Here is a 13,422-nt window from a genome sequence, read left to right on the forward strand (position 1 = left end):
GTACAAACCCCCCGGGCGGCCCCCGGGGGCCCCCCGGGGGGGGGGGCGGGCGGGGGGCCCCCCCCCCCCCCACCCCCCACCCCCCCCCCCCCCCGGGGGGGGGGGGGGGCCCCGCGGGGGGGGGGGGGCCCCCGCGGGTGCCGCCGGGCGGCAGGGCGATCAGAAGTCCTCGTCCAGGGCGACCGAGCCCTCGACGGCGACCTGGTAGGCGGAGGGCCGGCGCTCGAAGAAGTTGGTCAGCTCCTGCACCCCCTGCAACTCCATGAACGCGAACGGGTTCTGCGACCCGTACACCGGCGCGAAGCCCAGCCGGACCAGCCGCTGGTCGGCCACGCACTCCAGATAGGCGCGCATCGACTCGGTGTTCATGCCGGGCAGGCCGTCCCCGCACAGGTCCCGGGCGAACTGCAGCTCGGCCTCGACCGCCTCCCCGAGCATCGCGGTGACCTGCTCGCGCAGCTGCTCGTCGAACAGCTCCGGCTCCTCCTTGCGGACGGTGTCGACCACGTCGAAGGCGAAGCTCATGTGCATCGTCTCGTCGCGGAACACCCAGTTGGTGCCGGTCGCCAGGCCGTGCAGCAGCCCGCGCGAGCGGAACCAGTACACGTACGCGAAGGCCCCGTAGAAGAACAGGCCCTCGATGCAGGCCGCGAAGCAGATCAGGTTCAGCAGGAACCGGCGGCGGTCGGCGCGGGACTCCAGCCGGTCGATGGACTCCACCGAGTCCATCCAGCGGAAGCAGAACTGCGCCTTCTCGCGGATCGACGGGATGTTCTCCACCGCCGCGAACGCCGCCGTGCGGTCCTCCGGGTCGGGCAGGTAGGTGTCGAGCAGCGTCAGATAGAACTGGACGTGCACGGCCTCCTCGAACAGCTGCCGGCTCAGGTACAGCCGCGCCTCGGGGGAGTTGATGTGCTTGTAGAGGGTGAGCACCAGGTTGTTGGCGACGATCGAGTCGCCGGTGGCGAAGAACGCCACCAGGCGGCCGATCAGGTGCTGTTCGGCGGCGCTGAGCTTGGCCAGGTCGGCCACGTCGGAGTGGAGGTCGACCTCCTCCACCGTCCAGGTGTTCTTGATCGCGTCGCGGTAGCGCTCGTAGAAGTCGGGGTAGCGCATCGGGCGCAGGGTCAGCTCGAACCCGGGGTCGAGCAGGTTCTTCTCGGTGGTCATCACTGGCATGCCTCGCAGGACTCGGGGTTCTCCAGGGAGCAGGCGACCGCGTCGGCGTCGCCGGGGGCGGCCGGGGCCGGCACGGGGACCCGCGCCGGGGCCTGTGCCTGCGCGGCCCGGGCGATCCGGGTGGCCGGGCGCGAGCGCAGGTAGTACGTGGTCTTCAGGCCCTGCTTCCAGGCGTAGGCGTACATCGAGCTGAGCTTGCCGATGGTCGGCGTCTCCATGAACAGGTTCAGCGACTGGCTCTGGTCCAGGAACGGCGTGCGGGCCGCGGCCATGTCGATCAGCCCGCGCTGCGGGATCTCCCACGCCGTGCGGTACAGCGACCGCACCTCCTCCGGGATCCACCGCAGGCCCTGCACGCTGCCGTTGGCCTCGCGGAGCGCCTCGCGGGTCTGGTCGTCCCACACCCCGAGCCGCTTCAGGTCCGCCACCAGGTAGGAGTTGACCTGGAGGAACTCGCCGGAGAGCGTCTCGCGCTTGAACAGGTTGGAGACCTGCGGCTCGATGCACTCGTAGGCGCCGGCGATCGAGGCGATCGTGGCGGTCGGCGCGATGGCCAGCAGCAGGGAGTTGCGCAGCCCGGTGGCGGCCATCCGGGTGCGCAACGCGGCCCACCGCTCGGGCCAGTTGAGGGAGACGCCGTAGTGGTCGGGGTGCAGCACGCCGGCCGCGGTGCGGGTCTTCTCCCAGGCCGGCAGCGGTCCGCTGCGCTCGGCCAGGTCGCAGGACGCCTCGTAGGCGGCCAGCATGATCCGCTCGGCGATCCGGGTGGACAGCTCCCTCGCCCCGGCGGAGTCGAAGGGCAGCCGCAGCCGGAAGAACACGTCCTGCAGGCCCATCACGCCCAGGCCCACCGGACGCCAGCGGGCGTTGGAGCGGCCGGCCTGCTCGGTCGGGTAGAAGTTGATGTCCACCACGCGGTCCAGGAACGTCACGGCGGTGCGGACGGTCTCGTCCAGCCGCGTCCAGTCCAGGTCGCCGTCCGGGGTGACGAACGCGCCCAGGTTGACCGAGCCGAGGTTGCACACCGCGGTCTCCGAGCCGTCGCTGACCTCCAGGATCTCGGTGCACAGGTTGGAGGAGTGGACGGTGCGGCCGGGCTCCGCGGTCTGGTTGGCGGTGCGGTTCGCGGCGTCCTTGAACGTCATCCAGCCGTTGCCGGTCTGCGCGAGGGTGCGCATCATCCGGCCGTACAGCTCCCGGGCGGGCAGGGTCTTGCGGGCCAGGCCCGCGGCCTCCGCGGCCCGGTAGGCGGCGTCGAAGTCCGCGCCCCACAGGTCGACCAGCTGCGGCACGTCGGAGGGGGAGAACAGCGACCACGTGCCGTCGGCGTCGACGCGGCGCATGAACTCGTCCGGCACCCAGTGCGCCAGGTTGAGGTTGTGGGTGCGGCGGGCGTCCTCACCGGTGTTGTCCCGCAGCTCCAGGAACTCCTCGATGTCGGCGTGCCACGTCTCCAGGTACACCGCCGCCGCGCCCTTGCGGCGCCCGCCCTGGTTGACCGCGGCCACCGAGGCGTCGAGCGTCTTGAGGAACGGCACGATGCCGTTGGAGTGGCCGTTGGTGCCGCGGATCAGCGCGCCGCGGGCGCGGACCCGGGAGTACGACAGGCCGATGCCGCCCGCGTGCTTGGACAGCCGGGCGATCTGCGCGTAGCCGTCGTAGATCGAGCCCAGCTCGTCCTGCGGGGAGTCCAGCAGGTAGCACGAGGACATCTGCGGGTGGCGGGTGCCGGAGTTGAACAGGGTCGGTGAACTCGGCAGGTACTCCAGCCGGTTCATCAGCCGGTACAGCGCGGCCACGTCCTGCGCGGCGCGGACGGTGTCGTCCTCGGCCAGGCCGCAGGCGACGCGCAGCATGAAGTGCTGCGGGGTCTCGACGACCTGGCGGGTGATCGGGTGCCGCAGCAGGTAGCGGCTGTACAGCGTACGCAGCCCGAAGTAGCCGAAGCGGTCGTCGGCGCCCTCGGCGAGCGCCTGCTCGACCAGCGCGTCCAGCCGCGTGGCGTGCAGCGTCACGAAGTCGGCGGTGCGGTCGCCGATCAGGCCCTCGCGGTGGCCCACGGCGACCGAGGACGAGAAGGACACCGCCCCCTGGCCCGCGGCCTCTTCGGCGATCGTGGCGGTCAGCAGCCGGGCGGCCAGCCGCGAGTACCCGGGGTCCTCGGCGATCAGGCCGGCGGCGGCCTCGGTGGCCAGCTCGCGCAGCTCGGCCCGGTCCGCCGTGGCGCTGCGCCCGCGCAGGGCGGCGGCCGCGACCCGGCCGGGGTCGGTGTCGGGGAGGTCGGCGGTCAGCGTCACGAGGTCGCGGAGCAGCGCGGCGCCGGCGGCGTCGGTGGTCTCTGCGGGTGGTGCGGCGGCTTCGGCAGCGGGTGCGTCAGGCGCGATGGTCACGTTCGGTGCTCTCCCTCGTTTCGCGGCGGCGGCCGGCGGAGAGGGACGGAAGGCAGCACCGCAGAGCCCGGGGAGGGCAGGTCGGAGCAGCGTCCGCGAGCCCAATCCGCGAGGCCCGGACACAGCGCGCCCGCTCGTCGGGCGCGGCGCCGGCAGGCGATCGGGCTGTGCGGGGGCGCGCGCGGGCGCCGCCGCTCACCGTTGCGGGGCAGCGCCGGATTCGCACCGGCTTCCCCTGCGGGCAGCGGAGTTGAGCATACATCTTGTGGACAGCGGAACGCGCCGACCCCACATGTAGTGGTGTCGGCGCGGCGTGTCGCGCGGCGTGCTCAGGTCCGCGACGGGCCCTGCTGGGCCCGGCGGATCTGCCGGTCGATGCGGGCGTCGTGCCGTGCACCGCTGAGCGGGGCGGCGGTGAGGGAGGCGGCGAGGGCGAGGAGGGCGGCGATGTCGAGGAGGAGTGTCATGAGTCAATCGTGCTCGCGCGCATTACCCGGGACCAGTGGCAGGACTGTCGTACTACCGCAACATCCTGCCAAGTGGCATGCTCGACAGCATGCTGCAGAACGTGGCCGTCCTGGCGCTCGACGGCGTGCACCCTTTCGAACTCGGCGTGGTCTGCGAGATCTTCGGGCTCGACCGCAGCGACGAGGGCCTGCCCGTGTACGACTTCGCGGTGGTCTCCGGCGAGGGGCCGGTGCTCGGCACCCACGCCGGGTTCAGCATGTCCGTGCCGGACGACCTGGACCGGGTGGAGGAGGCGGACCTGGTCGCCGTGCCGGCCGGGGACACCTTCAACGACCGCGCGTTCCCGCCGGACGCGCTGCGCGCGCTGGTGAGGGCGGTGGAGCGCGGCGCGACGGTGCTCAGCGTCTGCTCAGGGGTGTTCATGCTGGGGGCGGCGGGCCTGCTGGACGGCCGGCGCTGCGCCGCGCACTGGCGGCACGCGGAACGGCTCTCCGCCCGCTACCCGGCGGCCATGGTCGAGCCCGACGTGCTCTACGTGGACGACGCGGGGGTGGTCACCTCGGCCGGTACGGCCGCCGGCATCGACGCGTGCCTGCATCTGGTGCGCAAGGAGCAGGGGTCGGCGGTGGCGAACGCCATCGCGCGCCGCATGGTGGTGCCGCCGCACCGCGAAGGCGGCCAGGCCCAGTACGTGGACCGGCCGCTGCCGCGGGCCACCAGCGACACGGTCACCGGCGTGCTGGCGTGGATGGAGCGGAACCTCGACCGCGAGGTCACGGTCGACGAGCTGGCCGCGCGGGCCCACATGTCGCCGCGGACGTTCGCGCGGCGCTTCCAGCAGGAGACGGGCACCACGCCGTATCGCTGGCTGCTGGGCCAACGGGTTCTGCTCGCACGCGAGTTGCTGGAGTCGACCGGGCAGACGGTCGATGCGATCGCGGTGCGGACGGGGTTCGGTAACGCGGCGACGCTGCGGCACCATTTTGCTCGGTGGACCGGCACGACGCCCCTCACCTACCGCCGCACCTTCGGCCAGCGCCCCTGACCCCCCACCACCCGCCGTCCGCCGGCAACGTCCCCTCCGCGGGGCAGGCGGTGCCCCGTCAGGTGCGCGGGGAACTGCGCGCTCAGCCCCGCACGGGCCGTCCGCCGGCAACGTCCCCTCGCGGGGCAGAACGTGCCCCGCAGGGGCGCGGGGAACTGCGCGACCAGCCAGCGCGGCGCCGCACTCCGCCACCGTCCCGAAGGGGCAGTTCGGTCCGCTCCGGACCACCGGCCGGTGGCCGGTTGCTCGCGCTGGGGGCACCTCCCAGGCGCAGCCCTGGGGGACCCCGCGCCCCTGAGGGGTGACCCACACCGCCAGGTGAACGCCCCCCCGGGGGAGGGTGAACGCCCCCCGGGGGGAGGGTGGAGGGCCACCCGTTGGCGGGGGACGCTGCCCGGCGAAGGGCTAGGCTCCGGCGGGTTCGGGGAGGCCGGGGGAGACCCCGGGCTCACCGGGCTGCTCGGCGCCGGAGGAGCCGGACGGCTCGGACTCGGCCAGGTAGTCGGAGGCCACCGTCTCGTCCGCGCCGGCAGGCGCCTTGACCGCGTTGAGGACCAGGGTGAGCACGAGCACGAGGGCCACGTTGATCACGAACGCCGTCAGCCCGATGTACCCCTTCTCGCCGATCCACGGGATCATGTCGGAGTTCCCGCCGAAGTGCGCCTGGCTCGGGCTGGACTGCTCGTACGCCTTCCACGTGCCGTAGGCCATGCCGGCCGCCCAGCCCGCCAGCAGCGCCCAGCGGTGGAACCAGCGGGTGAACAGGCCGCCGACGATCGCCGGCACCGTCTGCAGGATCCAGATGCCGCCCAGCAGCTGGAAGTTGATCGCGACCGTCTTGTCCATGGTGAGCACGAAGACCAGCGCGCCGACCTTGACCACCAGCGACGCGACCTTGGAGACCTTGGTCTCCTGCTCGGGCGTGGCGTCCGGCTTGATCAGGTCCTTGTAGATGTTGCGGGTGAACAGGTTGGCCGCTGCGATCGACATGATCGCCGCCGGCACCAGCGCGCCGATGCCGATCGCCGCGAAGGCCACGCCCGCGAACCACGACGGGAACATGTTCTCGAACAGCTGGGGGATGGCGAGTTGGCCGTTGTAGCCCTTGATGCCCTTGCCGACGCCGTCGGCGATCGCCATGAAGCCGAGCATCGCCAGCAGGCCGAGCATGAGCGAGTACAGCGGCAGGATCGTGGTGTTGCGGCGGATGGTGTCGCGGCTCTTGCCGGACAGCACGGCCGTGACCGAGTGCGGGTACAGGAAGAGCGCCATGGCCGAGCCCATCGCCAGTGTGGCGTACGCCCATTGGGCCTTCGGCCCGGTCACCAGCGAGCCGCGCGGCAGCCCGGTCTGCGGGCTCTTCACCGAGTACGCGTCGGACGCCTTGCTGAAGATGTCGCCGAACCCGCCCAGCTTGTACGGGATGTAGATGATCGCCACCACGATGACGATGTAGATCAGCGCGTCCTTGACGAAGGCGATCAGCGCCGGCGCCCTAAGGCCGGAGGAGTAGGTGTACGCCGCGAGCACCGCGAAGGCGATCATCAGCGGCAGGTCCTTGACGAACCAGTTGGTGGAGTCGCTGCCGCCGACCCCCATCACGTCCAGCACCGCCTGGATGCCGACGAGTTGGAGGGCGATGTACGGCATGGTGGCCAGGATGCCGGTGAGCGCGACGGCCACCGACAGGCTCTTGGAGCCGAACCGCCCGCGGATGAAGTCCGAGGAGGTCACATAGCCGTGGCGGTGCGAGACCGACCACAGCCGCGGCAGGAACAGGAACACCAGCGGGTACGTGATGATCGTGTACGGCACCGCGAAGAAGCCGGCCGCGCCGGCGCCGTAGATCGCGGCCGGGACCGCGACGAAGGTGTACGCGGTGTACAGGTCGCCGCCGAGCAGGAACCAGGTGACCCAGGTGCCGAAGCTCCGGCCGCCCAGGCCCCATTCGTCCAGGTGCAGGGCGTTCTCGGCGCGCCGCCAGCGGGCCGCCATGAAGCCCACCACGGTGACGGCGAGGAAGAAGAGGATGAAGACGCCGAGGGCGACGCCGTTGACGTCGTTCTTCACTTGGCCGCACCCCCCTTGCGCGCCCGCTCCTCGCGGCGGACCAGGACGTACGCGGTGTACGTCAGCGCGGCCGCCACCGGCACCCAGGCCATCTGGTACCAGTAGAAGAACGGGATGCCGATGAACCGCGGAGTCACCCGCGAGTAGGAGTCCACCCACAGCAGGGCGACGAACGGCGCGAGCAGGCAGAGGCCGGCGATCACCCGCGAGGGGGTGACCACCGGTGGTGCGGTGTCCGGAGGTGTGGCTGTCATGTGTGTGGCTCCCGTCCCCTAGAGCGACCTGTGCAGTGCGCACGAACCTAGGGGAGGGGACCGACCGCAGTCACTACCCGTGCTGCCAACGGTGTGGCCACGATGTCCGCAGGCCGGACGGCCGATCAGTCCGTCGGACGGCTCAGCCGCGCCACGAACTTGTAGCGGTCGCCGCGGTAGACCGAGCGCACCCACTCCACCGGCTCGCCGGTGGTGTCGATCGAGTGCCGGGAGAGCATCAGCATCGGCAGCCCGACGTCGGTGCCCAGCAGCCCGGCCTCGCGCGGGGTGGCCAGCGAGGTCTCGATGGTCTCCTCGGCCTCGGCCAGCCGCACGTCGTAGACCTCGGCCAACGCCGTGTACAGCGACGTGTACTTGGCCAGGCTGCGGCGCAGCGCCGGGAAGCGCTTGGCGGACAGGTGGGTGGTCTCGATGGCCATCGGCTCGCTGTTGGCCAGCCGCAGCCGCTCGATGCGCAGCACCCGGCCGCCGGCCTTCATGTCGAGCAGCCCGGCCAGCCGGTCGTCGGCGGTGATGTAGCCGATGTCCAGCAGCTGGGAGGCCGGTTCCAGTCCCTGGGCGCGCATGTCCTCGGTGTACGAGGTCAGTTGCAGGGCCTGCGAGACCTTGGGCTTGGCGACGAAGGTGCCCTTGCCCTGGATGCGCTCCAGCCGGCCCTCGACGACGAGTTCCTGAAGCGCCTGCCGGACGGTGGTGCGCGAGGTGTCGAACTCCGTGGCGAGCGTGCGCTCCGGAGGCACCGGCGTACCGGGCGGCATGGTCTGGGTGATGTCCAGCAGGTGGCGCTTGAGCCGGTAGTACTTGGGCACGCGGGCGGTGCGGCCCGCGGTGCCGTTCCCCGTGGACTCCACCGTTCCCGCGTCGCTCTGCATGACGTCTACTCCCGACTGCTGACGTGCTGCCGTCACCGGCTCCTCCGTTTATCGCGGCTCACATGGTGGCACGGGCTGGCCTGGTGCTGGCTGTCCCCCTCAGGTGTCGGTCCGATAACAGAGCCGACGGGTGTTCTTATACACCCTTGACACCCCCAAAGGTCTAGGCCAAGCTCCCGGTACTGGTCTAAACCATTAAGGCCACATCCCAGACCCACGAGCAGGAGTGGCCGCAGTGTGTTCGCATTGCGGCCGGCATTTCGGGCGGTGGGGGGAGTTTCGGGCATCCTGAGGAGGGTGGCGTGAAGCGCAAGCTCATCGCGGCGATCGGCGTCGCGACCATGATCGCCGGCGTGGCGGCCTGTGGGTCGAGCAAGAAGGACGACAACAAGGCCGGCGGGGACTCCGGCAAGTCGACCGCGTCGTCGATCACCGTCTGGCTGACGGTCGACGCGCAGCACAACTGGCCGGAGCTGGTGAAGGCCGCGGACGACGCGCTCGTCGCCAAGCACCCGGGCCTGAAGATCAACCACGAGTACTACGCGTGGCCGGACAAGAACGCCAAGCTCGACGCGGTGCTCGCCACCGACAAGGCGCCGGACGTGGTGGAGATGGGCAACACCGAGATGGTGCCCTACATGGCCGAGGGCGCGTTCGCCGAGGTCGACCCGTCGAAGTTCGACAACTCCGGTGCCTGGCTGGACGGCCTGAAGCAGTCCGTCACCTACGACGGCAAGACGTACGGCGTCCCGTACTACGCTGCCGCCCGCATCGCCACCTGGCGCAAGGACATCGCCTCCGCGGCCGGCGTCAACGCCGCGCCGAAGAACTGGTCCGATCTGACGGGTGCCCTGGACAAGATCCAGGCCAAGGAGGGCGCGAAGTTCAGCGCCTGGTACCAGCCCAGCCGTGACTGGTACGCCGCCATGTCCTTCGTCTACGACGCCGGCGGCGCCATCGCCACGCAGGACGGCGGCCAGTGGAAGGCGGCGCTGGAGAGCCCGCAGGCGATCCAGGGTCTGAACGCCTGGAAGAACGTCGAGAGCAAGTACATGCACGGCGACCTCACCAAGGACGAGTCCGACCGCTACATCGTCTACGGCCAGGGCAAGTCGGCCATGATCTACGCCCCCGGCTGGGAGGCGCCGTCCGCCGCCGACCCGAAGTTCGACAAGACCGGCGGCAAGCTCAAGGACAACCTGGTCAACTTCGTGCTGCCCGGCCCGTCCGGCAAGAACATGCCGGTCTTCCTCGGCGGTTCCGACCTGGCGATCCCGACCAAGTCCAAGGCGCAGGACCTGGCGGCCGAGTGGATCAACGACTTCACCAACACCAAGGCGCAGCAGGGCCTGATGGGCAAGGGCAACCTGCCCAACAACAACACCCAGCTGGCCACCCTGGAGTCGGACCCGGCCTCCGCGGTGACCGCCGAGGCGGCCAAGCTCAGCTGGTTCGTGCCCACCGCGCCCGGCTGGGGAACCGTCGAGAAGGCGAAGACCCTGCAGGACATGCTGCAGGCCATCGCGACCGGCAAGAAGTCCGTCGAGCAGGCGGCGAAGGACGCGGACAGCGCCATCGACAAGGTCATCAACGTCAAGAACTGACGCTGCCCGACCTGACCAGCCCCGCCTCGTAGACAGGGACGCCTGAGGAGCACGTGATGAGTGCCGCCGAGACAACCACCACCCAAGTGCCGCCGGAGCGGCACTCATCACCTCCCGCAGGCCACGGGAGACCCCGGGCCGCGCGAAGGCGCGGGACATCACGGCTCGGGCAGGTGGCCACGCCGTGGCTGCTGCTCGCGCCGTGCATCCTGGTCCTGGCCCTCGTCCTGGGCTATCCCCTGGTGCGGCTGGCCACGCTGTCCTTCCAGGACTACAAGAAGCCGCAGCTGTGGGGCTTCAAGCCGGCCACCTGGGTGGGCTTCGACAACTACAAGGCGATCCTCACCGACAACGACTTCTGGTCCGTCGTCGTCCGCACGATCGTCTTCGCCGGCTCCGCGGTGGTCCTCACCATGGTGCTCGGCATGCTCGTCGCGCTGCTGCTGCAGCGCGTGTCGCGCTGGGTCAAGACCCTGATCAACATCGCCCTGGTGGCGAGCTGGGCGATGCCCGTGGTGGTCGCGGTCACCATCTTCAAGTGGATGTTCGACACCGACTACGGCGTGGTCAACTGGGTGCTCAGCAAGCTGCCCGGCGTCGACTACGACGGGCACAACTGGTTCGCCTCCGGGCCCGAGGGCCTGACCGTCATCATGCTGCTGGTGGTGTGGGGCGCGGTGCCGTTCGTCGCCATCACCCTCGGCGCGGGCCTGACCCAGGTGCCCAAGGAGCTGGAGGAGGCCGCCCGGCTGGACGGCGCCGGGGCGCTGGGCATCTTCCGCTACGTCACCTTCCCCATCATCAAGCCGCTGGTCGTCATGATGACCACGCTGTCGGTGATCTGGGACATGGGCGTGTTCCCGCAGGTGTGGCTGATGCGCGGCGGCCACCCGGAGCCGGAGTTCCAGGTGCTGACCACGTACTCGTACGACAAGGCGTTCGGCGTCAACGACTACGCCACGGGTTCGGCGATCGCGCTCATCACCGTGGTGCTGCTGCTCGGTGTGGTCGCCGTGTACATGCGGCAGATGCTGAAGATCGGGGAAGTCGAATGAGCAGCATGAGCACCATGAGCGGCGTGAGCACCCCGCCGATGTCCCCGGCCGCCACCGCGGCTGCCGCGCGCCGGCGCCGCACCCGGGTCGGCTGGAACGTGCTGGGCCTGATCGTCTTCGTCCTCAGCGCCTTCCCGGTCTACTGGATGCTCAACACGGCGTTCAAGCCGGCCAAGGACGCGATCGACCCCAACCCGCACTTCTTCCCGTTCCCGGTGTCGCTGGAGAACTTCCGGCGGGCGCTGAACATCAGCGACTTCTGGGGACCGGTCGAGCGCAGCCTGATCGTCAGCGCCGGGACCGTGCTGATCGGCGCGGTGGTCGGCCTGCTCGCGGCGCTGGCCATCTCCCGGTTCGCCTTCCGCGGCCGCAAGCTGGTCATCGTCGGCATCCTGATGGTGCAGATGGTCCCGCTGGTCGCGATGATCATCCCGGTCTTCCTGCTGCTCAACCAGATCCACCAGATCGACAAGCTGTCCGGCCTGGTCCTCACCTACCTGACCTTCATCCTGCCCTTCACGGTCTGGACGTTGCGCGGCTTCCTGGTCAACATCCCCAAGGAGCTGGAGGAGGCGGCCATGGTCGACGGCTGCACCCGCACCGGCGCCTTCCTGCGGGTGGTCTTCCCGCTGCTGGCCCCCGGCCTGGTGGCCACCTCGATCTACGGCTTCATCCAGGCGTGGAACGAGTTCCTCTACGCCCTGCTGGTGATGAGCCAGGAGCACCAGACCGCCACGGTCTGGCTGAGTACCTTCACCACCCAGCACGGCACCGAGTACGCCCCGATGATGGCCGGTTCGACGATGATGGGTATCCCCATCGTGGTTCTGTTCCTGCTCGTCCAGCGGAAGATGGCCGCCGGTCTGACGGCCGGCGCGGTGAAGGGATGACCGTCATTACCACCGACACCCGTCCGGGCACCGTCACCCGGGACGCGCTCACCGTCCTGCAGCCCGGGTTCGCCGGCACCACCGCGCCGGACTGGCTGCTGCGCCGGCTCGACGAAGGGCTCGGCTCGGTCGCGCTGTTCTCGCGCAACATCGAGACGCCCGAGCAGGTGGCGCGGCTCACCGCCCAACTGCGCGCGGTCCGCCCCGACGTGCTCGTCGCCGCCGACGAGGAGGGCGGCGACGTCACGCGCATGGAGGCCCGCGGCGGCTCGTCCTTCCCCGGCAACCTCGCGCTCGGCGCCGTCGACGACCTCAAGCTGACCCGCGCGGTCGCCGCCGAACTCGGCCGCCGGCTCGCGGAATGCGGCGTCAACTTCGACTGGGCGCCGTCCGCCGACGTCAACTCCGACCCGGGCAACCCGGTCATCGGCGTGCGCTCCTTCGGCGCCGACCCCGACCTGGTGGCCCGCAACACCGCCGCCTACGTGGAGGGGTTGCAGTCGGCCGGGGTGGCCGCCTGCGTCAAGCACTTCCCCGGGCACGGCGACACCGCCATCGACTCGCACCACGCGATGCCGCGGATCGACGTCGACCTGGCCACGCTGCACGCCCGCGAACTCGTCCCGTTCCGGGCCGCGCTGGCCGCCGGCACCAAGGCCGTGATGAGCGCGCACATCCTCGTGCCGGCGCTCGACCCTGATCTGCCCGGCACGCTCAGCCAGGCCGTGCTCACCGGCCTGCTGCGCGCCCCGGTCACCCAGGGCGGTCTCGGCTACGACGGGCTCATCGTCACCGACGGCATCGAGATGCAGGCCGTCGCGGCCACCTACGGCATCGAGCGCGGCACCGTGATGGCGCTCGCGGCCGGCGCCGACGCCATCTGCGTCGGCGGCGGGCTGTGCGACGAGGAGACGGTGGTGGCGCTGCGCGACGCCATCGTGGACGCCGTGCGGGACGGCTCACTGCCGGCCGAGCGGCTCGCGGACGCCGCGGCGCGCGTGCGGGCGCTCGCGGCCTGGACGCAGGAGAACAAGGGCGCGGCGGAGGGGATCGCGCCCGGCTCCGACGTCGGGCTGGAGGCCGCCCGCCGTGCGCTGCGGATCACCCGTGGCGGCGCCTTCACGCCGCTGGAGGGCGCGCCCTACGTCGCGGCGTTCACCCCGGTGGCGAACATCGCGGTCGGCGACGTGACGCCGTGGGGTGTGGCCGCGGAGCTGGCCCGGCTGTTCCCCGGCACGCAGACCGGCACCTACCGGCCGGCTGACGCCGCGGCCGGCGTGCCCGAGGTGGACGGCCTGCTGGCCGCGGCCGGCGACCGCCGGATCGTCGCGGTCGTCCGGGACGTGCACCGCCACGCGTGGATGGCGCAGGCGCTGGCCGCGGTGCTGGCCGCCCGGCCGGACACCGTGGTGGTCGAGATGGGCGTCCCGCAGGCGCCGCCGGCCGGCGCGCTGCACATCGCCACCCACGGCGCGGCACGGGTCTGCGGAGAGGCCGCCGCGGAGGCCATCGCGGCCGCCCGCTGACGCGCCGGCACAACGGAAAGGGGCGCGGGGAGCCGACCGGCTCCCCGC

11 protein-coding genes and 1 riboswitch are annotated in these 13,422 nt (G+C 71.1%); of the genes, 5 read left to right on the forward strand and 6 right to left on the reverse strand.

Going from position 1 to position 13,422, the window contains the following annotated elements:
* Positions 1–159: 159 nt before the first annotated feature.
* The 3 genes from ACH4TG_RS09965 to ACH4TG_RS09975 form a co-directional block, all read right to left on the reverse strand.
* Positions 160–1,179, reverse strand: coding sequence for a ribonucleotide-diphosphate reductase subunit beta (locus ACH4TG_RS09965; RefSeq protein ID WP_398241699.1), 1,020 nt, complete (start codon positions 1,177–1,179; stop codon positions 160–162).
* Positions 1,170–3,569, reverse strand: a complete 2,400-nt coding sequence (locus ACH4TG_RS09970; RefSeq protein WP_398241700.1) for a ribonucleoside-diphosphate reductase subunit alpha — start codon at positions 3,567–3,569, stop codon at positions 1,170–1,172. The genes ACH4TG_RS09965 and ACH4TG_RS09970 overlap by 10 nt, the downstream gene beginning before the upstream one ends.
* Before the next feature lie 133 nt (positions 3,570–3,702).
* A riboswitch (cobalamin riboswitch) is annotated at positions 3,703–3,871 on the reverse strand.
* Between the two features lie 27 nt (positions 3,872–3,898).
* A complete protein-coding gene (locus ACH4TG_RS09975) occupies positions 3,899–4,036 on the reverse strand; it encodes a hypothetical protein (RefSeq protein WP_398241701.1) in 138 nt (45 codons plus the stop codon).
* 89 nt (positions 4,037–4,125) lie between these two features.
* Here ACH4TG_RS09975 and ACH4TG_RS09980 point away from each other — a divergent pair, with 89 nt between their 5' ends.
* Positions 4,126–5,082: a helix-turn-helix domain-containing protein gene (locus ACH4TG_RS09980; protein WP_398242110.1), complete on the forward strand. Its 957-nt coding sequence runs from the start codon at positions 4,126–4,128 to the stop codon at positions 5,080–5,082.
* 405 nt (positions 5,083–5,487) lie between these two features.
* On the opposite strand, the gene mctP is transcribed toward ACH4TG_RS09980, so the two are convergent.
* The 3 genes from mctP to ACH4TG_RS09995 form a co-directional block, all read right to left on the reverse strand.
* Positions 5,488–7,152 (reverse strand): monocarboxylate uptake permease MctP, encoded by a 1,665-nt coding sequence (gene mctP / locus ACH4TG_RS09985; protein ID WP_398241702.1) that lies wholly within the window; start codon positions 7,150–7,152, stop codon positions 5,488–5,490.
* A complete protein-coding gene (locus tag ACH4TG_RS09990; protein WP_398241703.1) occupies positions 7,149–7,406 on the reverse strand; it encodes a DUF3311 domain-containing protein in 258 nt (85 codons plus the stop codon). Before ACH4TG_RS09990 ends, mctP begins: the two co-directional genes overlap by 4 nt.
* A gap of 125 nt (positions 7,407–7,531) precedes the next feature.
* Positions 7,532–8,299: a GntR family transcriptional regulator gene (locus tag ACH4TG_RS09995; protein WP_398242111.1), complete on the reverse strand. Its 768-nt coding sequence runs from the start codon at positions 8,297–8,299 to the stop codon at positions 7,532–7,534.
* A gap of 302 nt (positions 8,300–8,601) precedes the next feature.
* Between ACH4TG_RS09995 and ACH4TG_RS10000 the strand changes: the two genes are divergently transcribed.
* Genes ACH4TG_RS10000 through ACH4TG_RS10015 form a run of 4 tightly spaced genes read left to right on the forward strand, consistent with a single transcriptional unit; the run spans position 8,602 to position 13,374 of the window.
* Positions 8,602–9,903 (forward strand): extracellular solute-binding protein, encoded by a 1,302-nt coding sequence (locus tag ACH4TG_RS10000; protein WP_398241704.1) that lies wholly within the window; start codon positions 8,602–8,604, stop codon positions 9,901–9,903.
* 56 nt (positions 9,904–9,959) lie between these two features.
* On the forward strand, positions 9,960–10,958 hold the full coding sequence (locus ACH4TG_RS10005) for a carbohydrate ABC transporter permease (protein WP_398241705.1): 999 nt from the start codon (positions 9,960–9,962) through the stop codon (positions 10,956–10,958).
* A 38-nt stretch (positions 10,959–10,996) separates the two neighbouring features.
* A complete protein-coding gene (locus tag ACH4TG_RS10010; protein ID WP_398242112.1) occupies positions 10,997–11,848 on the forward strand; it encodes a carbohydrate ABC transporter permease in 852 nt (283 codons plus the stop codon).
* Positions 11,845–13,374 (forward strand): glycoside hydrolase family 3 protein, encoded by a 1,530-nt coding sequence (locus tag ACH4TG_RS10015; RefSeq protein WP_398241706.1) that lies wholly within the window; start codon positions 11,845–11,847, stop codon positions 13,372–13,374. The genes ACH4TG_RS10010 and ACH4TG_RS10015 overlap by 4 nt, the downstream gene beginning before the upstream one ends.
* Positions 13,375–13,422 lie beyond the last annotated feature (48 nt).

It is taken from the genome of Streptomyces sp. NPDC020917 (assembly GCF_044333795.1).
Lineage (GTDB): Bacteria > Actinomycetota > Actinomycetes > Streptomycetales > Streptomycetaceae > Actinacidiphila.